Below are 21,913 nucleotides of genomic sequence, written 5' to 3'. Positions count from 1 at the left end.
AGTCAGCGCGCGGTGGGCGTGCCGACGGGGGTGACCGTGCCGCCTGGGAACCAGGCGACGGTGGTCTCGTGGTGGTCATGGCCGCCGGTGGCGGGCATGTAGGCCGCCCGGGAGGCGGCGTAGAGGGTCAGCGGGCTGCGCTCGCCGTTGAGCGCGGCGCGCCAGGCGGCGTACGCCGGACCCGTGGGCAGCTGGCCGGGGAGGTAGCGCCCGAGCACCTGGCTGAACTGCTGCGCCCGCTCGTCCCGGATGTCGAAGTCGAGAGCGAGCATCGCGCCCGCCGTCGAGTCGACGACGCCGGGGGTCAGCAGCCAGGGCGCCAGCCAGGTGCCGTCCGACCGGATCGGCTGCTGGTGGAGCGGCCGTGCCGAGACCCGGGCCAGGTCGGTGGCCGCGGACTGCCAGCCGCCCAGCACCAGCAGGGCGTTGCGGCCGCCGGGCGGGTCGGTGGGTCGCACCAGCCGCACCCCCGAGTCCGCCGCCAGCCCCCGCACGAGGTCGTACGCCGCGACGCTGCGGACCGACCCGTCGGCGTCGACGGCGATCTCGTCGACCCCGCGGGCGGCCAGCGTGGCCACGATCCCGCGCAGCGACGCGGCATCGGCGGCACCCAGGCCGTCGGCGGGGCACCCGGCGGGGGCGTCCCCGCCGGCCAGCACGGCTGCGGTCGCGGACGCCAGGCACTCCGGCCCGTCGGGCCCGGTCCACGTCGCGGTGTCGGCCGGCGCCGTGCCGGTCTCGACCGCGAACGGCAGCCGGTGCCCAGGCCCGTGGGTCACCAGCACCGTGCCGCTGCCGCCCGGCAGGTCGACGACCGCCCAGAGCCCGTCGGTGCCCGGCCGAGGCCGAGCCCGCACGAGGTCGTCCTCGCCGGTCCCGACCAGGACCGGCGGGCCGCCCCGGTGCTCGTGGGTGCTGTCGACCCGGACCAGGTTCGGCCCGGGGCGCGCCGGCGCGACCGTCACCGTGAACGTCACGTCGTCGTGCCGGAGGCGCTGCACGCTCGGGACCCCGGGCGTGCGGTGCCCGCCGAGCACCTGCTGGCCGCCGCTGCGCGCCGACCACTCGCGGGCGAGCGAGTCGCCGGTCCGGTGCTCCTCGTCCCCGCCGAGGTCCGCGGCGTACGCCGCCGTCCCCACCAGGAGGCCGCCGATGGTGACGGCGGCCCCCAGGCGGAGCGCGGTGCGCAGCCCGGTGTCGCGGCTACTTGATGTCGCCATCAGCCGTGACGAACAGCATCGAGTGCGGCTTCGCCGGACCCCAGTCGCCGTGCGGCCAGGACGTGCGGTCGAAGTCGACGCAGGTCTTGCCCGACTTCTCGTCCTTGAACCTCTGGTCGAGCCGGAGGGTCTGGTCGCGCTTGACGTCGACCAGGCAGACCCGGTGGTCGCCGTCGAGACCGGTGCGGGCGACGAAGTAGTTCGCGTAGGCGATCCGCTTCACCTTCCGCGTCTCGTGGTAGAACCCGTCCTTGCCGAGCCGGAGGTTGTCGAGCGTGCCCCAGTGCGGGCCGCCCGGCGCCGGCAGCGTCGAGACGATCGCCGGGCAGTCACTCTCGGCACCACCCCGCACGGTCTCCTCGATCGTGTCGATGGAGCAGTCGACGCCGGTGCCGGACCTCAACAGCCTCCGGACGTCCAGCTTGAGGATGTAGGACGGCGACCCCGTGTCGTTGCCGCTGGCCGCCCGGCCCGCGACCGCGTGGTAGAGGTACTTGTCGTCCAGGCTGGTCTGGATCCAGGCGCCGTTGGAGCCGCCGCCGTAGGGGTTGCGCGACGGGTCGGCGTGCTTGTTGGCGGTGGTCAGGTCGAAGACCTCCCGCCACGCCGGCTTGGCCGCGGTGATGTCCGGCGCGTAGTAGATCGCGCCGCCCTGCATGGTGCTGGCGAACGCGCCCTTGTGGCCGGGCAGGTTGGTGACCGTGGTCTCCATCGCCGCCCGCGGCTCCTCGTGGTGCGCCACCTTCCCGACGCGGGGACCGTCCGGGAGGAAGGACACCGCCCTCAGCTTCGGGTGGCTGAGGTCGGAGATGTCCCACGTCCGCACGGTCGGCCGGCGCAGGTACGACGACGGCGCCTGCACCGGGTTGAGGATGATGTTGCGCGGCTCGTTGTAGTCGCTGGTCACCAGGGTGTCGAGGTCCTCGCGGGCCTGGATGCCGTGCGGGTTGGCGCAGGTGGCCGCGCCGAGCAGCGGGATGTTGTCGCAGCGCTGCTCGGTCTCGGCGGTCTCCGGGGTCGCCGGAGCCTCGAAGACGGTCTTGCCGTCCTGGTCGAGCCTGACGAGCTCACCGGGCGACCCGGCGAAGCCGTTGCCGATCCGGGTGGTGCCGTCGGAGTAGGTGCACGGACCGGGCACGTCCGGACCGCCCATGTAGGTGCCGAACGCGCCGCCGTCCTTGGTCACCCAGTAGGCGTCGGGGACGGAGCCGCACAGGGTGTCGGTCGGCAGGTTGATGTGCTTGAGCGACAGGGCGGGCAGCTTGCTGGTGTCGATGACGTAGGTGACGTCGGTGAAGAGACCGCCGGCGAAGATGTTGTTGCCCTTGTGCCAGATGTACTGCATGTGGTGCGGCTCGTTCTCGACGAGCGGCCCGACCGTCGCGGTGTTGACCACCTTGCCGTAGGTCGAGGAGCCCTTCGTGGCGTCGATGACCGCGAAGAAGTCCGGCCCGATCTGGTCGCCCGTGCCGAGCAGGTCCGGCGTGACCACGTCGGGCAGGTTGGTGAGCTGCTTGCCCGAGCGGTCGAGCACGTTGCGGTCGCCCGACCAGACGACGAGGTACTCGCGCCGGACGCCGTCGGCCGGCGCCGTGCCGCCGCTGTCGTCGCCCGTCAGCGGCGTGCCGGCGAGCGCGTCGCCGAGCCCGAGGCTCTGGAGCGCCGTGGTCGGCACCAGGTCGGTGCGCAGGTGGTTGGTCAGCTTGTAGGTCTGGCCGTCGGCGCCGGTGATCCGCGAGACCTGCGTGTAGAGGTCGCTGTTGAAGAAGCCCTGCACCAGGGCGTTGAGCGCCCCGATCGCGGTGCCGGCGATGTCGACCGGCTGTCCGGGGTCCTCGGGCGCGCTCGCCCGGGGTGAGGTCGCCGTGGCGGGAGCGGCCAGTGGCGTCGAGATCAGCGCGGCGGCCGGGATGGCCGCGAGCGCGCGAAAGAGGCGTTGCTTGTCCAAGGTGCTTTCCTCCGAGTAGGGGCCCCATGTGCCTTGGTGGTACGCCGCCGGGTGCCTGGCCCGGCCTCAGGTGTGCGTCAGGCGGCGACACCTCCCGTCGTGGGGATCGCCAGCTCGGCGACCCGGTCCCAGCTGTCGTCGACGTGGACGACGCTGCGCCCACCGCGGTGGAGCAGACTCGCGGCGATCCCGGCCCGGTAGCCGGAGCGGCAGTGGACCCACAGCTCGCCGGCGGGGAGCGCGCCGGCGCGGGTCTCGATCTCGTGGACGGGCACGTGGTGCGCACCGGGCAGGTGCGCGTCGTCGTACTCGTCGCGCTGGCGGACGTCGACGACGATCCGCGGGGCGGACTCCTCGCGGAAGTCCGCCCAGGTCGCCCGGCGGTAGCTCGCGGGCAGCGGAGCAGCTGCCGCGAGCTGGTGGATGCCGGGACCGTCGATGCCGATCGCGGCCAGGTCGTGCAGCGCCGAGCCGACGTCGGCGGGGGAGTCGTGGAGCAGGACGAGGTCGTCGCCCCACGGCACCAGCCAGCCGACGTAGGTCGCGAACTGGTCGGAGTACTCGACGCTCACCGACCCGGGCACATGGGCGGCCGCGAAGCGGTCGCGGGTGCGGAGGTCGACCACCCACTGGCCGGACAGGATCGCGTCGGTGACCTCCTCGCGGGTGACCGGCCGGCCGGGCCGGGGCTCGGAGCGCCCGGAGCCGGCGCGGTTGAGCGGCGCCATGTGGTGGTAGTACGACGGCACCGGGCCGAACCCGGCGACCAGCTCGGCGACGAACGTCGCCGCGTCGAGGGTGAGCGCCGGGTTGGCGGCCAGCTCGTCGCCGACGGTGCTGCCGCTGCCGTCGGCGGTGGTGCTCGCGCAGAAGCTGCCGAAGCCGTGCGTGGGGAGGAGCCGGGTCCGCGGGTCGAGCGCGCCGAGGCGGCGGGCGCTGGCCCACTGGGCCCGGGCCAGGTCGTGGCTCAGCCGCGGGTCGACGAGGTCGGTGCGGCCGACGGTGCCGTGCAGGAGGCTGCCGCCGCTGAACAGCGCGGCCGGCTCGTCCGCGTCCCGCACCAGGAACGACTGGTGGTGGCGGGTGTGTCCGGGGGTGGCGAGCACCTCGACCTCGAGCCGGCCGTAGTGGAGCACGTCGCCGTCGCGGACGCCGACCCGCTCGAACTCGACCGCCTCCTCGGCGGCGAGCAGGTAGTCCGCGCCGTGCCGGCGGGCCAGGCCGAGGGCGCCGGAGACGTAGTCGTTGTGGATGTGGGTGTCCGCCACGGCGCTGATCTCGACACCGGCCTCCTCGGCGGCGGCCTCGACCGGCGACGGGTCGCGCGGGGGGTCGACGACCAGCGCGAGGCGCCCGTCGTGGACCAGGTGGGTGTGGTTGCCCAGGACCGGTACCTCGAGCGTGCGGACCTGCATCCGGGCTCTCCGTTCGCTTAAGTCGAGTGAATAACTAGAGTTTAGCCACAGGTCACGTCCCGCTGGCAAGTGCTCGGATCGGCCGCGCTCGGATACCGTGCCTTCGTGCCCGGTGTCCGTCCGCTCGTCGCCGCCCTCGCGGCGGCGCTCGGTCTCGCCCTCCTTCCCGCAGGGGTCCTGGCGGGGGAGGCGGGCGGTGAGACCGCGCCGCGGCCCGGGCCGTCCGGCATCGGCGACCCCTACTTCCCGCTCGACGGCAACGGCGGCATCGACGTCGTCTCCTACGACATCCACGACCGCTACGACCTCGCTACGGGCACGCTGTCCGGCTGGACCGACCTGCGGATCCGCGGCCTGGAGCCGCTCTCGTCGTTCAACCTCGACTTCCTGCTGCCCGTCACCTCGGTGCACGTGGCCGGCGCGCCGTCCGGGTTCACCCAGCAGCGCCACGAGCTCGCGGTCGCCCATCGGCTGGGCGCCGGCCAGACCGTCGACGTGCGGGTCCGCTACGCCGGCCGGCCCGGGCGCTACTCCTACGCCGGTGAGGGCAACTGGCTGGCCGGCGCCGGAGAGGTCGTCGCGATGAACCAGCCGCACATGGCGCCGTGGTGGTTCCCGGCCAACGACCACCCGCGGGACCGCGCGGCGATCCGGATCAGCATCACGGTGCCGAAGGCGCTCGACGTCGTCGCCAACGGGCGCCAGGTGCGCCGCAAGGTCCGCGGCGACCTGGCGACGACCACCTGGCGTGCCGACGAGCCGATGGTCCCCTACCTCGCGTTCTTCGCGGCCGGGCGCTTCAAGGTCGCGCAGGGCACCCGCAACGGGCTGCCCTGGCTGGTCGCGGTCTCGCGCGCGCTCCCGACCGCGCTCAAGCCCGAGGCGATGGCGCTGCTGCGCCGCACGCCCGAGGTCACCGAGTGGCTGGCGGGCGAGGTCGGGCCCTACCCGTTCTCGACCGTCGGGGGGCTGGCCACCAGCCTCGAGCCCGGCTTCGCGCTGGAGAACCAGACGCGGCCGACGTACTCGCCGGCGAGCCTCGACCTCGCGACGCTCGTCCACGAGCTCGCGCACCAGTGGTTCGGCGACTCGGTCGCGGTCGAGTCGTGGTCCGACATCTGGCTCAACGAGGGCGCGGCGACCTTCTTCGAGTGGCGCTACGCCGAGACCCACGGCGGCACGCCGGCGGCTGCCCGGCTGCGCGCGGAGTACGACGCGATGGCCGCCGACGACGACTTCTGGGCCAACAAGGTCGCGAACCCCTGCCCGACGTACCAGAACTGCGTGAGCAGCATCTTCGCGCCGTTCGTCTACCAACGCGGGTCGATGGCGATCCAGGCCCTGCGCAACCGCATCGGGGAGGCCGACTTCTGGTCGCTCCTGCGGCGCTGGGTGGCCGAGCGCGGCGGCGCGACGGGCTCGACCGCGCAGTTCACGGCGCTCGCGGAGGAGGTCAGCGGCGAGGACCTCGACGGGTTCTTCGCGGCCTGGCTGACCTCGCCGACGAAGCCGGCCGACACCGCCGCCAACGGCCTCGGCTGAGGTCGCTCAGCCGCGCAGCCGCACCGACAGGCAGGTCACGCAGCCCTCGAGCTTCTCGTACTCGGAGATGTCGACGGCGACCACGCGCAGGCCGCGCCGCTCGAACAGCTCGCGGGTGCGGGGCGCGCTGGTCGACATGAGGACCGTGGTGTCGTCGAGCACGACGACGTGCGCCCCCGGCTCCTCGGGCACCGGCAGGAAGTCCGGCCACGTCGCCGGGTCGTCGACCAGCGGCTCGTGGCCGACGACGGTGCCGTCGGGGAGCGCGGTGACCGCCGACTTCAGGTGCAGCACCCGCGTCGTCGGCACGGTCACCACCTCCGCGCCGAGCGGTGCCAGGTGCGCGGCCAGCTGCTCGATGCCCGCCGCGTTGGTGCGGCCGCCCAGCCCCACCCACACCGTCGTGGTGCCGTCGGGTCCCACGTGCTTGAGCACGTCGCCGCCGTCGAGGGTGCCGGGCGCCTCGATCCGGGCGATCCGGTAGCCCAGGCCGGCCAGTGCGGCCTCGGTGCCGGCGGTCTCGGGCTTGCGCTCGTCGGCCCCCGGTCGACTGATGACCGCGAGGTCGCCGAGCACGACGACGGTGTCCTCGACGAACACCGCGTCGGGGCAGTCCTCGGCAGGCTCGACCTCGATGATCTCCCAGCCCTCGCTCAGCAGCGCCGCGACGTAGCGCTCCCACTGGTGTCGGGCGAGGTCGACGTCGACGGGGGAGCGCTCGATGTGGGTGACGAGGCCGTCGGCGAGGTGGGGACCGGGACGTCGGACGAGCACGCGCTTCATGTGCTCATCCCAGCAGAGGACCGGCCGCCTTGGCGATGAGGCTGGGCATCCGGGTCACCGACTCCTCCGCGTCGGCCAGCGTCATCGCGCGCAGCCCGGCGTTGATGCCCAGCCAGCGCAGCGGCTCCGGCTCCCAGGTGCGCGAGCGGTGCCCGACCCACGGCAGCCGGGTGAGCTCGGTGTCGTGGCCGAGCACGAGGTCGCGCAGCGTCCGCCCGGCGAGGTTGGTGGTGCCGACACCGTCGCCGACGTACCCGCCGGCCCACGCGATCCCGGTCTCCCGGTCGAGGCCGACCGAGGCGCACCAGTCGCGCGGCACGCCGAGCGCACCGCCCCAGGCGTGGGTCACCCGGGTCCCGGCGACGACGGGGAAGAGGTCGACGAGCGCGCCGTACAGCCTGGCGAACACGCGCTCGTCGTGGTCGTTCTCGGGGCGCACCCGCGAGCCGAAGTGGTACGGCGCGCCGCGGCCGCCGAACACCAGACGGTCGTCGGCCGTGCGCTGCCCGTAGACGATGAGGTGGCGGTGGTCGGTGAAGGTCTCGCGCCGGGCCAGCCCGATCTCCGCCCAGGTCTCCGGCGGCAGCGGCTCGGTGGCGATGATCAAGGAGTAGAGCGGCACCAGCGCCCGGCGCTGACCACGCAGCGAGGCCGTGTAGCCCTCGGTGGCGCGCACGACCGTGCGGGTCCGCACGACGCCGCGGTCCGTGCGCACCCGGCGCGGCTCGATCGCCGTCACCCGCGTGCCCTCGTGGATGGTCACGCCCCGGCGCTCCACCGCGTCGGCCAGGCCGCGCGCCAGCCGGGCCGGGTGGATCGCCGCGCAGTCGGGGGTGTACGTCGCGCCGCGGGTGCCGGTGGCGCGCAGCACCGCCGCAGCCTCGCCCCGGCCGAGCAGCCGCACGTCGTCGTCGCCGCGGCCCCACGCCCGGGCGTGCGCCACCTCGGCGCGCGCCCGTGACCACTGCGCTCGGTTGCGGGCCAGGGCGATCGTGCCGCCCTTGGCGGCCTGGGCGTCGATGCCCTCCGCGTCCGCGGCGCGCAGCACCTCGTCGACGGTCGCGCGCATCGCCCGGTGCTGGGCCAGCGCGCCGGCCCGGCCGGCGGACCCGGCGAGCGTGTCCAGCGAGGCGGGGAAGAGCGCCGAGCACCAGCCGCCGTTGCGCCCGGAGGCGCCGAAGCCGGCGGTCTCGGCCTCGACGACGACGATCCGCAGCTCCGGGTCCGCCTCGGCGAGGTAGTAGGCGGTCCAGAGGCCGGTGTAGCCGGCGCCCACCACGACGACGTCGGCCTCGGCGTCGCCGTCGAGCGGCGGACGCTGGGTCCAGTCGCTCTCGGCGGTGTCGTGCCAGAGCGAGAGCCGTTCGTAGTGAGGGATCAGCGCACACCCCACGAGTAGGTCTGCTTGCGCAGCTGGAGGTACATGAAGGTCTCGGTGGCGCTCACGCCCTCGATCGCCCGGATCCGGCCCGAGATCAGCTCGAGCAGGTGCTCGTCGCTCTCGCAGACGACCTCGACCAGCACGTCGTAGGTCCCGGCGGTGACGACGACGTAGTCGACCTCGTCGAGCTCCGCGAGCCGGTCCGCGACCGTGTCAACCGGGCCGGAGACCCGGATGCCGACCATGGCCTGGCGGGCGAACCCCAGCTCGATCGGGTCGGTCACGGCGACGACCTGCATGATGCCGGCCTCGATCAGCCGCTGGACCCGCTGGCGCACGGCGGCCTCGGAGAGGCCCACCTCCTTGCCGATGGCGGCGTACGAGCGCCGGCCGTCCTGCTGGAGCTGCTCGATGATCGCCTTCGAGACGTCGTCGAGGGACGCCCGGCCGCCGCCGTTCCGCTTCGTCATGGCGAAATGGTAGCGAGCGAGGGATTTCGTTGCGTACGTGTTTCCAATCGACTGGATCGCTTGTCGATGGTGCATCTGCGTGGCACGATCCGGAGCGTTGGGGGCACGGGTGCGAAGGGAGTCCGGATGGCGCAGGGACCCGGGGGCGGGAGCGGCCTGTCGCGCCGCAGCCTGCTCAAGGCCGGAGGAGGGGTCGCCTTCGCCGGTGTCAGCCTCGCCGCGCTGAAGCTGCCGTTCTTCTCGACCGACGGCGCCCAGCAGGACCCGTTCGAGTGCCGCGCGAAGGACCTGTCCGCGAGTCAGAAGGAGCTGATCATCTCCAACTGGCCCCAGTACATCGACCCGCGCAAGAAGAAGACCTCGACGACCTCCGTCTTCCAGGACCGCACCGGCATCACGGTCGACTACACCGACGACGTCAACGACAACTCCGAGTTCTACGCCAAGGTCCGCAACCAGCTCTCCGCGTGCGAGCCGATCAACCGCGACATGATGATGCTGACCGACTGGATGGCGGCGCGGATGATCGGTCTCGGCTGGATCCAGCCGCTGGACGCCGCGAAGGTGCCCAACCTGCACAAGAACCTCATCGACCCCCTGCGCAACCGGCAGTGGGACCGCGACCTGGAGTTCCACGCGCCCTGGCAGAGCGGGCTCACCGGCATCGCCTACAACGCCTCGAAGACCGGCGAGGTGAAGAGCTTCGAGGAGCTGCTCACCCGCTCGGACCTCAAGGGACGGGTCACGCTGCTCTCGGAGATGCGCGACACGATGGGCTTCATGCTGAAGGTGACGGGGTCCGACCCCGGCAGCTTCACCCCGGCCCAGTGGGGCAACGCGATCGACCGGCTCCAGGAGGTCGTGGACAACGGTCAGGTCCGCGCGTTCACGGGCAACGAGTACACGCAGGACCTCGCGGCCGGCAACATCCTCGCCTGCGAGGCGTGGTCGGGTGACGTCATCCAGCTCCAGTTCGAGAACCCGGACATCAAGTTCGTGGCGCCCGAGGAGGGCCTGTCGCTCTGGAGCGACAACATGCTCGTGCCGAACCTCGCGCAGCACCAGGCCAACGCCGAGAAGTGGATCGACTACTTCTACGAGCCCGAGGTCGCCGCCAAGCTCGCCGCCTGGGTCAACTACATCTGCCCGGTCAAGGGCGCGCGCGAGGAGATGGAGAAGATCGACCCCTCCCTCGTCGACAACGAGCTGATCTTCCCGGACGCGGACACGTTGAAGGTCACCTTCGACTTCATGCCGCTCAACGACCAGCAGCAGATCGAGTACGAAGGAGACTGGGCCAATGTCACAGGTGGCTGAGGCGTCGACCCCCGCGGCCGGCGACGGCACGACGTACGACGGGCTGCGGCTGCGGGGCGTCACGAAGTCCTTCGGTGCGTTCACCGCGGTGCGGGACCTCGACCTGGACATCCCGCGTGGGTCGTTCTTCGCGCTGCTCGGCCCGTCCGGCTGCGGGAAGACGACGACGCTGCGGATGGTCGCCGGGCTCGAGGCGCCGACCTCCGGCACGATCACGCTGGCCGGCCAGGACATCACCTATGCCAAGCCCTACCGGCGGCCGGTGAACACCGTGTTCCAGAACTACGCGCTCTTCCCGCACCTCGACATCCACGAGAACGTCGCCTTCGGCCTCAAGCGTCGCAAGGTCTCCGGGGTCGACGAGAAGGTCCGCGAGATGCTGGCGCTGGTCGAGCTGGAGAGCCAGGCGCGCAAGCGGCCGATGCAGCTGTCCGGCGGGCAGCAGCAGCGGGTCGCGCTCGCGCGGGCGCTGATCAACGAGCCGGAGGTGCTGCTGCTCGACGAGCCGCTGGGCGCGCTCGACCTCAAGCTGCGCCGGGGCATGCAGATCGAGCTCAAGCGGATCCAGACCGAGGTCGGGCTGACGTTCGTGCACGTCACCCACGACCAGGAGGAGGCCATGACGATGGCCGACACGGTCGCGGTCATGAACGCTGGCGTCATCGAGCAGATGGGCGCTCCGGAGGAGCTCTACGAGAATCCGCACACGACGTTCGTCGCTAACTTCCTCGGCCAGTCCAACCTCATCGAGGGCGTGGTCAAGAGCCGCAGCGGCGACGTGGTGACGGTGGACATGCACGGCATCGACGTCTCGATCCCCGCGGCCCGGACGCACGCCGACGGCGACAAGGGCTGGATCGGCATCCGGCCCGAGAAGGTGCTGATCGGCGACCCGGGGGAGGAGCTCGACGCACCGGGCAACTCGATCCCCGGAGGTGTGGTGTCCGACGTCAGCTTCGTCGGCGTCAGCACCCAGTACCTCGTGCGGATGCCGTGGGGCCAGGAGCTGCAGGTCTTCCAGCAGAACACCGGCCACCGGCGGCTCTACCGCACGGGTGAGCCCGTCGAGCTGTCGTGGCGGCCGGAGTACGCCTTCCTGCTCGACTTCAGCCAGGACGCCTCGGCCGGCGCCGAGCAGGGCGACGACTGATGGCGAGCACCGCCGGGGCCGCTCCCGTGGCGGTCGCGGACGTCGAGCCCGACACCGGTCGGCGTCGAGGACTCACCGGCTACCTGCTGATCCTGCCGGGGGTCCTCTGGCTGGTGCTGTTCTTCGTGGTGCCGTTCTACTCGCTGGTCGCGACGAGCCTCTACGACCCGGCCGGGTCGGACTTCCGCGGCTACGAGATGACGTACCACTTCCAGAACTACTGGACGGCGCTCCAGGAGTACTGGACGCCACTGGTGCGCTCGCTCGTGTACGGCGGGATCGCGACGCTGTTCTGCCTGGTGCTCGGCTACGTCCTGGCGTACGCGATCGCCTTCAAGACCGGGCGCTGGAAGAACCTCATGCTGGTGCTGGTCATCGCGCCGTTCTTCACCAGCTTCCTGGTGCGGACGCTGTCGTGGAAGCTGATCCTCGCCGACGACGGCTTCGTGGTGGACTTCCTCCAGACCGTCCACCTGCTCGGTGAGGACGGACGGCTGCTCGCGACCCCGGTCGCGGTCGTGGCCGGTCTGACCTACAACTTCCTGCCGTTCATGGTGCTGCCGCTCTACGCGAGCATCGACAAGATCGACCACCGCCTGATCGAGGCGTCGAGCGACCTGTACGCCAACCCGTTCGTCGGGTTCTGGAAAGTCACCTGGCCGCTGTCGCTCCCGGGAGTCGTCTCGGGCACCCTGCTGACCTTCATCCCAGCCGTCGGTGACTACATCAACGCCCAACTGCTCGGCAGCCCGAACCAGCGGATGATCGGCTCGGTCATCCAGAGCCAGTTCACCGATGCCAACAACTACCCGATCGCGGCAGCGCTCTCGATGATCCTGATGCTGCTGATCCTCGCGATGGTGCTGGTCTACATCCGCAAGGCGGGGACGGAGGAGCTGCTCTGATGCGCTGGCTACGCGAGCACCTCGTGCTCATCCTCGGCATGCTCGTCCTCGTCTACACGTTCATCCCGATCCTCGTGGTCGTGCTGATGAGCTTCAACGACCCGGCGAGCCGGAACGTCTACCAGTTCAACGAGTTCACGCTCTACAACTGGACCCACCTGTGCGAGCCGGAGGGGATGTGCGTCGCGCTGTGGCGCAGCGTCCAGATCGGCTTCGCCGCCACGCTCGTCTCCACGATCCTCGGCACGCTCGCCGCCTTCGCACTGGTGCGGTGGGACTTCGCGCTCCGCTCCACGACCAACCTGCTGATCTTCCTGCCCATGGCGGCGCCGGAGATCGTGCTCGGCTCCTCGCTGCTCGCCCTGTTCGTCGCAGCCGGGTTCGCCGGCAACCTCGGCATGATCACGATCCTGATCGCGCACATCATGTTCTGCCTGTCGTTCGTGGTCGTCACCGTCCGGTCCCGCCTGGCCGGCATGAGCGACACCCTGGAGCAGGCCGCGGCCGATCTCTATGCCACGCCGCGGCAGACGTTCTGGCGGGTCACCTTCCCGCTGGTCTTCCCGGGCATCCTCGGCGCGGCGCTGCTGAGCTTCTCGCTGTCCTTCGACGACTTCATCATCACCAACCTCAACGCCGGCACCACCACGACGTTCCCCATGTACGTCTGGGGTGCCGCGCAGCGCGGCGTCCCGATGCAGGTCAACGTCGTCGGCACGATGATGTTCGCGATCTCCGTGCTGATCGTCGTCGGCGCCGAGCTCAACCACCGGCGCCGGGTGCGCGCGCTGGTGTAGGTCTGCTCGACGGATCTGGGCGCGCCGCCGCGGCTGGGGTGCGGCCGTGCGTCGTTTCATCAAGGGATGCAGGCGGAGCCGCGCTTCCCTGGGCGAGTTCGGCGAGGGGAGCGCGGGTTCACCCTCATCCCTTGATGAAACGGCAGCGGCGCTAGCAACGGCAGCAGCAGCAACCCGCCAACACTCAGAGCAGCGTGCCCGCCTTGTCGAGGACGGTGCGCAGCACCTGCTCCATCTCGTCGAAGTGCGACTGGTCGCAGATGAGCGGGGGCGAGAGCTGGATGACCGGGTCGCCGCGGTCGTCGGCGCGGCAGTAGAGGCCCTCGGCGAAGAGCTGCTTGGACACGAAGCCGTAGAGCAGGCGCTCGCACTCCTCCTCGGTGAAGGACTCCCGGGTCTCGCGATCCTTGACGAGCTCGATCCCGTAGAAGTAGCCGTCGCCGCGGACGTCGCCGACGATCGGCAGGTCCTTGAGGCGCTCGAGGGTCGAGCGGAAGGCGCCCTCGTTCGAGCGGACGTGCTCGAGGACCTTCTCCTCCTCGAAGATCTCGAGGTTCTTCAGGGCGACCGCGGTCGAGACCGGGTGGCCGCCGAAGGTGAACCCGTGGGCGAACATCGCGCCCTCCTCGAGGAACGGCGCCATCAGCGCGTCCGAGGCGATCATCGCGCCGAGCGGGGCGTAGCCGGAGGTGATGCCCTTCGCGCAGGTGATGATGTCGGGCTGGTAGCCGTAGCGCTCCGCGCCGAACATGTGGCCCAGACGGCCGAAGGCGCAGATCACCTCGTCGGAGACCAGGAGCACGTCGTACTCGTCGCAGATCTCGCGCACCCGCTGGAAGTACCCTGGCGGCGGCGGGAAGCAGCCGCCGGCGTTCTGCACCGGCTCGAGGAAGACCGCCGCGACGGTGTCGGGACCCTCGTTCTCGATCGCGACCGCGATCTGGTCGGCGGCCCAGCGCCCGAACGCCTCGGGGTCGTCGCCGTGGAGGGGCGCGCGGTAGATGTTGGTGTTGGGCACCCGGAACGTCGAGGGCACGAGCGGCTCGAACTGCTGCTTGAGCGGCGGCAGGCCGGTGATGGACAGCGCGCCCTGCGTGGTGCCGTGGTAGGCGATGGAGCGCGAGAGCACCTTGTGCTTCATCGGCCTGCCGGTGAGCTTGAAGTAGTTCTTGGCCAGCTTCCACGCGGACTCGACGGCCTCGCCGCCACCGCTGGTGAAGAAGACCCGGTTGAGGTCGCCCGGCGCGTAGCCGGCGATCCGCTCGGCGAGGCGGATCGCGCTCGGGTGCGCGTAGGACCACAGCGGGTGGAAGGCGAGTTCCTGGGCCTGCTTGGCGGCGGCCTCCGCGAGCTCGGTGCGGCCGTGGCCGAGCTGGGAGACGAAGAGGCCGGCCAGGCCGTCGAGGTACCGCTTGCCCTGCGCGTCGTAGATGTAGGCGCCCTCGCCCCGCACGATGATCGGCACGTCCGCGTCGGCGTACGACGAGTGCCGCGTGAAGTGCATCCAGAGGTGGTCCTTCGCGGCGCGCTGCAGGTGGTCGTAGTCCTCGTACATGCCCCCATGGTGCGCGGTCGACGAGGCCGATTGCAAGCGAATCCGTCGCCAGCGGACGTGATTTGCGCGGAATCCGCAGCGGTCGTCGTGCCAGGATGGGCGCATGACGAGGTACGGCCCGCAGTTCGGACCCGACATCACCTTCCTCGGCGTCGACCGCGTCGACCTCGACGACGCGCCGGCCCTCGCCGCGGCCGACGTGGTCGTGGTCGGCGCGCCGTTCGACGGCGGTACCTCGCACCGGCCGGGCACCCGCTTCGGGCCGATGGCGATCCGGCAGACCGACTACCTGCCCCACGACGGCTCCCGCCCGCACCTCGCGCTGCGCGTCGACGCGCTGCGCGACCTCCGGGTCGTCGACGCTGGCGACGTGGAGATGCCGCCGGGCGAGATCGAGCGCTCGCTGCACGCGCTCGAGGACGCGGTCCACGCGGTCGCCAGCGCGGGCGCCGTCCCGCTGGTCCTCGGCGGCGACCACTCGATCGCCTTCGCGGACGCGAAGGGCCTGGCGCGGCACCTCGGCTACGGCAAGGTCTCGATGATCCACTTCGACGCGCACGCCGACACCGGCGACATCGAGTTCGGCTCGCTGTGGGGCCACGGGCAGCCGATGCGCCGGCTCATCGAGTCCGGTGCGCTGCGCGGCGACCGGTTCCTGCAGCTCGGCCTGCGCGGCTACTGGCCCGGCCCGGAGACCCTGCAGTGGATGGCCGAGCAGCGGATGCGCTCCTTCGAGATGACCGAGATCGGCAAGCGCGGGCTCGACGCGTGCCTCGACGAGGCGTTCGAGATCGCGCTCGACGGGTGCGACGCGGTCTTCCTCTCCGTCGACATCGACGTCTGCGACCCCGGCCACGCCCCGGGCACCGGTACGCCGGAGCCGGGCGGCCTCTCCAGCAGGCAGCTGCTCGATGCCGTGCGCCGGATCTGCCGCGAGCTGCCCGTCGCCGGCATCGACGTGGTCGAGGTGTCGCCGCCCTACGACCACGCCGAGATCACCGCGTTCCTCGCCAACCGCGTCTGCCTCGAGGCGCTCTCCGGCCTCGCGGCCCGCAAGCACGGCATCTCCCACGACCCGGCGGGCCCGCTGCTGGAGGGTCGATGATCCTGCGCGCGGCCGGTGCGTTCGATGGCTACCACCATCGCGGCCCGACCGAGATCACGGTCGAGGACGGCCGGATCACGGCGGTCGGCCCCGCGACCGGCCCCGTGGACGTGCCGTTCCTCTCGCCCGGCTTCACCGACGCCCACGTCCACCCCGTCCAGGGCGGCCTGGAGCGGCTGCGCTGCGACCTCTCCGAGGGCGGCACCCGGGACGGGTACCTCGCCGCGATCCGGTCGTACGCCGACGCGCACCGCGACGCCGCGTGGATCCTCGGCGGCGGCTGGGCGATGCCCGCCTTCCCCGGCGGCACGCCCACCGCGGCCGACCTCGACGCCGTGACCGGCGGGCGGCCGGCGTACCTGCCCAACCGCGACCACCACGGCGCCTGGGTCAACAGCCGGGCGCTGGAGATCGCCGGGATCGACGAGCACACCCCGGACCCGTTCGACGGCCGCATCGAGCGGGACGCCGACGGCCGTCCGACGGGCACGCTGCACGAGGGCGCGACGTCGCTGGTCACCCGCTTCCTGCCGCGCACCACGGACACCGACTACTACCGGGCGCTGCTGGAGGGTCAGTCCTACCTGCACTCGCTGGGCGTGACCTCGTGGCAGGACGCGATCGTCGGCGCCTACTCCGGCATGGACGATCCCGCGTCGACCTACGAGTCCGCGGCCGCCCGCGGCGACCTGGTCTCCCACGTCGTGGGTGCGCTGTGGTGGGAGCGCGGGCGGGGCGTCGAGCAGGTGGCCGACCTCGTGGCCCGGCGGGAGGCGATGACCGGCGGCCGCTTCCGCGCCACGACCGTGAAGATCATGCAGGACGGCGTCGCCGAGAACGGCACGGCCGCGATGCTCGCGCCGTACCTCGACCGCAGCGGGCACCCGACCGGCAACCACGGCCACTCCTTCCTCACGGCAGAGGCGATCCGCGACGCGGTGCAGGCGCTGGACGCCGAGGGCTTCCAGGTGCACGTGCACGCGATCGGCGACCGTGGCGTGCGCGAGGCGCTGGACGCCTTCGAGGGCACCGACCCGACCCGCCGCCACCACGTCGCGCACCTGCAGCTGGTGCATCCCGACGACGTGCGCCGGTTCGCCGGCCTCGGCGTCGCCGCCAACCTGCAGATGCTGTGGGCCTGCCTCGACGACCAGATGGTCGACCTCACGCTGCCGGTCCTCGGGGAGGAGCGGAGCCGGTGGCAGTACCCCTTCGGCGACCTCCACCGCGCCGGAGCCCGCCTGGTCGCCGGCAGCGACTGGCCGGTCAGCACGCCGGACCCGCTCCAGGCGATCGAGGTCGGGGTGACCCGGCGCGACCCGGAGAGCGACCGCGCGGCGTTCCTGCCGGACCAGGCGCTGACGCGCGAGCAGGCCTGGGCGGCGTACACCTCGGGCTCGGCGTGGGTCAACCACCGCGACGACGCGGGCGTGCTGCGGCCGGGCGCGGTGGCCGACCTGGTGGTGCTCGACCGGGACCCGTTTGCGGAGAGCGACGCCCGTGTCGTCTCCACCTGGATCGACGGAACGTCCGTCTACACCGCCTGAATCAACGAAATCCGCATCAAGCGCGGCCGACCCCTACAGATTCCGTTGCTGGGCCTCTAGGCTCGCGCCATGAGCGAGCGAAGCGAGCGAATCATCCGATGCAGCCGACCTCAGGCCCCGTGGCCGCGCGGAACGAAGTGAGCACGGCCATGGGAGATCAGACCTTCAAGAACGTGATCAACGGCGAGCTCGTCGACAGCGCCTCGGGGGAGACCTACGACGTCGTCGACCCGACCACCGGCGAGGTGTACGCCCAGGCGGCGATGTCGCGGGCCGAGGACGTCGACCGCGCGTACGCCGCCGCGGACGCGGCGTTCGAGTCGTGGGGCACCAGCACCCCGCAGGACCGCGCGACCGCGCTGCTCAAGCTCGCCGAGGCGATCGAGGCGCGCGCCGACGAGATCAACGCCGTCGAGTGCAAGGACACCGGCAAGCCGATCCAGATCACCATGGACGAGGAGATGCCCTACGCCTCGGACCACTTCCGGTTCTTCGCCGGCGCGGCGCGGGTGCTCGAGGGCCGCTCGGCGGGCGAGTACATGGCCGACCACACGTCGTGGATCCGCCGCGAGCCGGTCGGCGTTGTCGGCCAGGTGACGCCGTGGAACTACCCACTGCTGATGATGATCTGGAAGATCGCCCCGGCGCTCGCCGCGGGCAACACCGTCGTGCTCAAGCCCAGCGACACGACCCCGGCGTCCTCGACGCTGCTCGCCGAGATCGCGCAGGAGTTCCTGCCGCCGGGCGTGCTCAACGTCGTCACCGGCGACCGCGACACCGGGCGGCTCCTGGTCGCGCACAAGACCCCGCAGATGGTCGCGATCACCGGCTCCGTGCGGGCCGGCATGGAGGTGGCGGAGTCTGCGTCGGCCGACCTCAAGCGGGTGCACCTCGAGCTCGGCGGCAAGGCGCCGGTCATCGTGTTCGACGACGCCGACATCGAGAAGGCCGCCGAGGGCATCGCCGGCGCCGGCCTCTTCAACGCCGGCCAGGACTGCACCGCCGCGACCCGGGTGCTCGCCGGGCCCGGCATCCACGACGAGTTCGTCGCCGCGCTCACCGAGGCCGCCAAGGGCATGCCCACCGGCATGCCCGACGACGAGGACACCTACTTCGGCCCGCTCAACAACCAGGCCCAGTTCGACCGCGTCAGCGGCATGGTCGACAGGCTGCCCGACCACGCCGACCTGCAGACGGGCGGCGCGCGCAAGGGCGACCGGGGCTACTTCTACGAGCCGACCGTGGTCTCCGGCCTCAAGCAGGACGACGAGCAGATCCAGCACGAGATCTTCGGGCCGGTGATGACCGTCCAGCGGTTCACCGACGAGGCCGAGGCGCTGCGCTGGGCCAACGGCGTCGAGTACGGCCTGTCCTCCAGCGTCTGGACCAAGGACCACGCCCGCGCGATGCGGATGTCCAAGGGCCTCGACTTCGGCGTCGTCTGGATCAACACCCACATCCCGTTCATCTCCGAGATGCCGCACGGCGGGTTCAAGCACTCGGGCTACGGCAAGGACCTCTCGATGTACGGGCTCGAGGACTACACGCGCATCAAGCACGTCATGTCCTACATCGGCGAGTGACGTGAGGATCCTCCTGGTCGGCGCCGGCGGCGTCGGGGCGGCGTTCGCCGCCATCGCGGCCCGCCGCGACTTCTTCGAGACGATCGTGGTCAGCGACTACGACCTGGTGCGCGCCGAGAAGGCGGCCGCCCAGGACGGGCGGTACGTCGCGGCGCAGATCGACGCCTCGTCGGCGGAGGCGGTCGCCGCCCTGTGCCGCGAGCACCGCATCACGCACGTGATGAACGCGGTCGACCCGGTGTTCAACATGGCGGTCTTCGGCGGCGCGCTCGAGGCCGGCGCCGACTACCTCGACATGGCGATGTCGCTGTCGAGGCCGCACCCGACCGCGCCGTACGAGCGGTGCGGCGTCAAGCTCGGCGACGAGCAGTTCGCGGTCGCCGCGGACTGGGAGTCAGCGGGCCGCCTGGCGCTCGTCGGCATCGGCGTGGAGCCCGGGCTCTCGGACGTGTTCGCGCGGTACGCCGCCGACCACCTCTTCAGCGAGATCGACGAGCTCGGCACCCGCGACGGCGCCAACCTGGTCGTCACCGACGACGACGGCAACGAGATCTTCGCGCCGTCGTTCTCGATGTGGACCACGATCGAGGAGTGCCTCAACCCCCCGGTGATCTGGCAGGACGGCGACTGGCACACGACGCCGCCGTTCAGCGAGCCGGAGGTCTTCGACTTCCCGGAGGGCATCGGGCCGGTCGAGTGCGTCAACGTGGAGCACGAGGAGGTCCTCCTCATGCCGCGCTGGGTCGACTGCAAGCGGGCGACGTTCAAGTACGGCCTCGGCGACGAGTTCATCAACATCCTCAAGGTGCTGCACACCCTCGGTCTCGACTCCACCGAGAAGGTGCGGGTCAAGGGCGTCGAGGTGTCCCCGCGCGACGTGGTGGCCGCCGTCCTGCCCGACCCCGCCACGGTCGGCCCGCGGATGACCGGCAAGACCTGCGCGGGGCTGTGGGTGACCGGCCGCGGCAAGGACGGCGCCGAGCGGTCGACGTACCTCTACCACGTGGTCGACAACGAGTGGACGATGCGCGAGTACGGCCACCAGTGCGTGGTCTGGCAGACCGCGATCAACCCGGTCGTCGCGCTGGAGCTGCTGTCCCGCGGCACCTGGAGCGGCGCCGGCGTGCTGGGACCGGAGGCCTTCGACGCGGTGCCGTTCCTGGACCTGCTGACCGAGTACGGGAGTCCCTGGGGAATCCAGGAGCGCTGACTCAGGTCGGGGGCCGCGGTGCCGATAGGAGCCCGTGTCCCTCCTCCCTGCCCTCGGGTGGTGGCCCGCCTGGCTGCCGCGGGGCGGCTCTCTGCCCCACGGGGCCTGGCGTGCGCGGCACCGGGTGGTGATGGCCCTCCTGTGGGCACACGTGGTGGCGATCCCGCTGTACGGGATGTACCGGGGCAACTCGCTGCTGCACTCGTGGGCGGACACCGGGCTGGTCGCGGTCGCGGCGCTGGTCGCGGGCCTCGGCCGGCTCAGCCGCGGCTGGTCGTCGTCGATCGCGGCCGCGGGCCTGATGATCTGCTCCGGCGTGATCGTGCACCTGTCCGGCGGGATGATCGAGGCACACTTCCACTTCTTCGTGATGATCCCCGTCATCGCGCTCTACGAGGCGTGGGCGCCGTTCACGCTCGCCGTCGCCTACGTGCTCCTCCATCACGGCGTGATGGGCACCCTCGACCCGCAGGCGGTCTACAACCACCCGGCCGCGCGCGAGCGCCCCTGGGTCTTCGCCGGAGTGCACGCCGCGTTCTTCGCGTTCGCCTCGATCGCGTGCGTCGCCAACTGGTGGCTGCACGAGCAGGCGCGCCTGGCCGCGCAGCAGCAGTCGCAGCGTGTGAACACGATCGTGGACTCCCTCCGCGACGGACTGATGGTCCTGGACCCGGACGGCCGGGTGCTGCTGCGCAACCCCGCAGGGACCGCCCTCCTCGGTGGCGTGACGCCCGGCGACCACCGCGACGGAGCGCCCGAGCGCTACGGCTTCACCCGTTCCGACGGCACTGCGGTGACCGACCACGACCTGATGCTGGAGCAGGCGCTCGCCGTCGACGGTGCGCACGACTTCGACCTCATGGTCCGCAACGCCGGGGTCCCCGACGGCCGGGTGCTCAACTTCACCGCGACCGGGCTGCCCTCGACCGATGCCGGCGGCGCCCCCGACGTCGTCGTGGTCTTCCGCGACGTCACCGAACGGCACCGGACCGAGCAGGCGCTGGCCGACGCGCTGAGCACCGAGCAGGCGGCCGTCGAGCGGCTGCGCGAGCTGGAGCGGGTCAAGTCCGACTTCGTCTCGACGGTCAGCCACGAGCTCCGTACGCCGATCACCAGCATCCTCGGCTACCTCGAGCTGCTCGCCGAGGGCGACGCGGGCGACCTCGAGCCGGAGCAGGCCTCCCTCGTCGACCGCATCGACCGCAACAGCCAGCGACTGCTGCGTCTCGTGGAGGACCTGCTCAAGCTCTCCCAGATCGAGTCGTCGACGCTGACGATCGACCGGGTCCCGACCGACCTCCGCGAGGTGGTCGCCGCCGCTCGCGACAGGGTCGCCTGGATGCTCGCCGCCCGCGACCTGGAGCTGGCGGTCGACGTCCCCGACCAGGACGTGCCGCTCGACGCCGACCCGGCCGAGCTCGAGCGGATGCTGGCCAACCTGCTCGGCAACGCCGTGAAGTTCACGCCCGACGGGGGCCGGGTCGGCCTCCGCCTGACGTCCGACGACCACGGGGTGGCCCTCGTCGTCACGGACACCGGGATCGGCATTCCTGCGTCGGAGCAGGACCAGCTGTTCACCAGGTTCTTCCGCTCCACGACGGCCATCGAGCGCGCGATCCAGGGCACCGGCCTCGGTCTGACGATCGTGCAGGCGATCGTCACCCTCCACGGCGGCTCGATCGAGGTCGAGTCCGACGTCGACCGCGGCACCCAGGTCACGGTCCGCCTGCCGCGCCGCCTGCGCGCCGTCGCCTAGGGAGCGGCGGACGGGGAGGGCGTCGGCTGACGCTCCTCGAGATCGTTGGTGGTGTCACCGACGAGCCACGTGATGACCAGGAAGACCGCCAGCGCCAGCAGGATCCCGCCGACCGTCACCAGGCCGACCAACCGCGCCGTCTCTCCGGGAGTCCGATCTGTCGCGACCATGTCACCCGGTGCCCACGCGCGCGCATCCCACACGATGAGTTCGCGATGCGCCGCCGGTC

General features: G+C 71.7%; 18 protein-coding genes. 10 read left to right on the top strand and 8 right to left on the bottom strand.

Annotated elements, in window-relative coordinates:
* Positions 1-2: 2 nt before the first annotated feature.
* The 3 genes from HZF07_RS06825 to HZF07_RS06815 all read right to left on the bottom strand — a co-directional run bounded on the left by HZF07_RS06825 (position 3) and on the right by HZF07_RS06815 (position 4,583).
* On the bottom strand, positions 3-1,220 hold the full coding sequence (locus HZF07_RS06825) for a hypothetical protein (protein WP_157340413.1): 1,218 nt from the start codon (positions 1,218-1,220) through the stop codon (positions 3-5).
* Entirely contained in the window at positions 1,204-3,168 is a 1,965-nt protein-coding gene (locus HZF07_RS06820) for a hypothetical protein (RefSeq protein WP_198346344.1), read from the bottom strand. The genes HZF07_RS06825 and HZF07_RS06820 overlap by 17 nt, the downstream gene beginning before the upstream one ends.
* A gap of 77 nt (positions 3,169-3,245) precedes the next feature.
* Positions 3,246-4,583: a rhodanese-like domain-containing protein gene (locus HZF07_RS06815; RefSeq protein WP_157340411.1), complete on the bottom strand. Its 1,338-nt coding sequence runs from the start codon at positions 4,581-4,583 to the stop codon at positions 3,246-3,248.
* Between the two features lie 105 nt (positions 4,584-4,688).
* Between HZF07_RS06815 and HZF07_RS24330 the strand changes: the two genes are divergently transcribed.
* On the top strand, positions 4,689-6,125 hold the full coding sequence (locus HZF07_RS24330) for a M1 family metallopeptidase (RefSeq protein WP_157340409.1): 1,437 nt from the start codon (positions 4,689-4,691) through the stop codon (positions 6,123-6,125).
* Positions 6,126-6,131: 6 nt separating this feature from the next.
* Here the strand turns inward: HZF07_RS24330 and ddaH are convergent, their stop codons facing one another.
* From ddaH to HZF07_RS06795, 3 genes are read right to left on the bottom strand one after another with little or no spacing between them, the layout of a single operon-like run.
* Positions 6,132-6,908, bottom strand: a complete 777-nt coding sequence (gene ddaH, locus HZF07_RS06805; RefSeq protein WP_157340407.1) for a dimethylargininase — start codon at positions 6,906-6,908, stop codon at positions 6,132-6,134.
* 4 nt (positions 6,909-6,912) lie between these two features.
* The gene (locus HZF07_RS06800; protein WP_181644884.1) at positions 6,913-8,301 is read right to left on the bottom strand and encodes an NAD(P)/FAD-dependent oxidoreductase; all 1,389 of its coding nucleotides are present in this window, start codon (positions 8,299-8,301) and stop codon (positions 6,913-6,915) included.
* Positions 8,286-8,759 (bottom strand): Lrp/AsnC family transcriptional regulator, encoded by a 474-nt coding sequence (locus HZF07_RS06795; RefSeq protein ID WP_157340405.1) that lies wholly within the window; start codon positions 8,757-8,759, stop codon positions 8,286-8,288. The genes HZF07_RS06800 and HZF07_RS06795 overlap by 16 nt, the downstream gene beginning before the upstream one ends.
* A gap of 126 nt (positions 8,760-8,885) precedes the next feature.
* Here HZF07_RS06795 and HZF07_RS06790 point away from each other — a divergent pair, with 126 nt between their 5' ends.
* Genes HZF07_RS06790 through HZF07_RS06775 form a run of 4 tightly spaced genes read left to right on the top strand, consistent with a single transcriptional unit; the run spans position 8,886 to position 12,928 of the window.
* Entirely contained in the window at positions 8,886-10,076 is a 1,191-nt protein-coding gene (locus HZF07_RS06790) for an ABC transporter substrate-binding protein (RefSeq protein WP_157340403.1), read from the top strand.
* Positions 10,060-11,226 carry an ABC transporter ATP-binding protein gene (locus HZF07_RS06785; RefSeq protein ID WP_157340401.1) on the top strand — a complete coding sequence of 389 codons (1,167 nt, stop codon included), beginning with the start codon at positions 10,060-10,062 and terminating at the stop codon, positions 11,224-11,226. The genes HZF07_RS06790 and HZF07_RS06785 overlap by 17 nt, the downstream gene beginning before the upstream one ends.
* Positions 11,226-12,131, top strand: coding sequence for an ABC transporter permease (locus HZF07_RS06780; protein ID WP_157340399.1), 906 nt, complete (start codon positions 11,226-11,228; stop codon positions 12,129-12,131). Before HZF07_RS06785 ends, HZF07_RS06780 begins: the two co-directional genes overlap by 1 nt.
* Positions 12,131-12,928: an ABC transporter permease gene (locus tag HZF07_RS06775; RefSeq protein WP_157340397.1), complete on the top strand. Its 798-nt coding sequence runs from the start codon at positions 12,131-12,133 to the stop codon at positions 12,926-12,928. Before HZF07_RS06780 ends, HZF07_RS06775 begins: the two co-directional genes overlap by 1 nt.
* A gap of 184 nt (positions 12,929-13,112) precedes the next feature.
* Here HZF07_RS06775 and HZF07_RS06770 read toward each other — a convergent pair whose 3' ends face one another.
* Positions 13,113-14,483, bottom strand: coding sequence for an aspartate aminotransferase family protein (locus HZF07_RS06770; protein ID WP_157340395.1), 1,371 nt, complete (start codon positions 14,481-14,483; stop codon positions 13,113-13,115).
* 103 nt (positions 14,484-14,586) lie between these two features.
* On the opposite strand from HZF07_RS06770, the gene speB reads away from it, so the two are divergent.
* The 5 genes from speB to HZF07_RS06745 all read left to right on the top strand — a co-directional run bounded on the left by speB (position 14,587) and on the right by HZF07_RS06745 (position 21,684).
* Positions 14,587-15,588, top strand: coding sequence for an agmatinase (gene speB, locus HZF07_RS06765; protein WP_157340393.1), 1,002 nt, complete (start codon positions 14,587-14,589; stop codon positions 15,586-15,588).
* Entirely contained in the window at positions 15,585-17,135 is a 1,551-nt protein-coding gene (locus HZF07_RS06760; protein ID WP_157340391.1) for an amidohydrolase, read from the top strand. Before speB ends, HZF07_RS06760 begins: the two co-directional genes overlap by 4 nt.
* Positions 17,136-17,284: 149 nt before the next feature.
* The gene (locus HZF07_RS06755; protein ID WP_157340389.1) at positions 17,285-18,718 is read left to right on the top strand and encodes a gamma-aminobutyraldehyde dehydrogenase; all 1,434 of its coding nucleotides are present in this window, start codon (positions 17,285-17,287) and stop codon (positions 18,716-18,718) included.
* 1 nt (position 18,719) lies between these two features.
* Entirely contained in the window at positions 18,720-19,928 is a 1,209-nt protein-coding gene (locus tag HZF07_RS06750; protein WP_181644883.1) for a saccharopine dehydrogenase family protein, read from the top strand.
* A gap of 34 nt (positions 19,929-19,962) precedes the next feature.
* A complete protein-coding gene (locus tag HZF07_RS06745; RefSeq protein WP_157340387.1) occupies positions 19,963-21,684 on the top strand; it encodes an ATP-binding protein in 1,722 nt (573 codons plus the stop codon).
* On the opposite strand, the gene HZF07_RS23685 is transcribed toward HZF07_RS06745, so the two are convergent.
* A complete protein-coding gene (locus tag HZF07_RS23685; RefSeq protein ID WP_258562510.1) occupies positions 21,681-21,815 on the bottom strand; it encodes a hypothetical protein in 135 nt (44 codons plus the stop codon). The two genes, HZF07_RS06745 and HZF07_RS23685, sit on opposite strands and share 4 nt — an antisense overlap.
* Positions 21,816-21,913 lie beyond the last annotated feature (98 nt).

The sequence above is a fragment of the Nocardioides agri genome, from assembly GCF_013778305.1.
GTDB classification, from domain to species: Bacteria; Actinomycetota; Actinomycetes; order Propionibacteriales; family Nocardioidaceae; genus Nocardioides; species Nocardioides agri.
The sequence above is the reverse complement of the archived record's forward strand: the minus strand, read 5'-3'. Positions and strand labels throughout refer to the sequence as shown.

Bases quoted from the DNA above. Each gene is read 5' to 3' on its own strand.
- HZF07_RS06770 (WP_157340395.1), bottom strand. From the start codon at position 14,483: ATGTACGAGGACTACGACCACCTGCAGCGCGCCGCGAAGGACCACCTC.
- HZF07_RS06795 (WP_157340405.1), bottom strand. From the start codon at position 8,759: ATGACGAAGCGGAACGGCGGCGGCCGGGCGTCCCTCGACGACGTCTCG.
- HZF07_RS06755 (WP_157340389.1), top strand. From the start codon at position 17,285: ATGGGAGATCAGACCTTCAAGAACGTGATCAACGGCGAGCTCGTCGAC.
- HZF07_RS06790 (WP_157340403.1), top strand. From the start codon at position 8,886: ATGGCGCAGGGACCCGGGGGCGGGAGCGGCCTGTCGCGCCGCAGCCTG.
- HZF07_RS06760 (WP_157340391.1), top strand. From the start codon at position 15,585: ATGATCCTGCGCGCGGCCGGTGCGTTCGATGGCTACCACCATCGCGGC.
- speB (WP_157340393.1), top strand. From the start codon at position 14,587: ATGACGAGGTACGGCCCGCAGTTCGGACCCGACATCACCTTCCTCGGC.
- HZF07_RS06785 (WP_157340401.1), top strand. From the start codon at position 10,060: ATGTCACAGGTGGCTGAGGCGTCGACCCCCGCGGCCGGCGACGGCACG.
- HZF07_RS06815 (WP_157340411.1), bottom strand. From the start codon at position 4,583: ATGCAGGTCCGCACGCTCGAGGTACCGGTCCTGGGCAACCACACCCAC.
- HZF07_RS06825 (WP_157340413.1), bottom strand. From the start codon at position 1,220: ATGGCGACATCAAGTAGCCGCGACACCGGGCTGCGCACCGCGCTCCGC.
- HZF07_RS06780 (WP_157340399.1), top strand. From the start codon at position 11,226: ATGGCGAGCACCGCCGGGGCCGCTCCCGTGGCGGTCGCGGACGTCGAG.
- ddaH (WP_157340407.1), bottom strand. From the start codon at position 6,908: ATGAAGCGCGTGCTCGTCCGACGTCCCGGTCCCCACCTCGCCGACGGC.
- HZF07_RS06775 (WP_157340397.1), top strand. From the start codon at position 12,131: ATGCGCTGGCTACGCGAGCACCTCGTGCTCATCCTCGGCATGCTCGTC.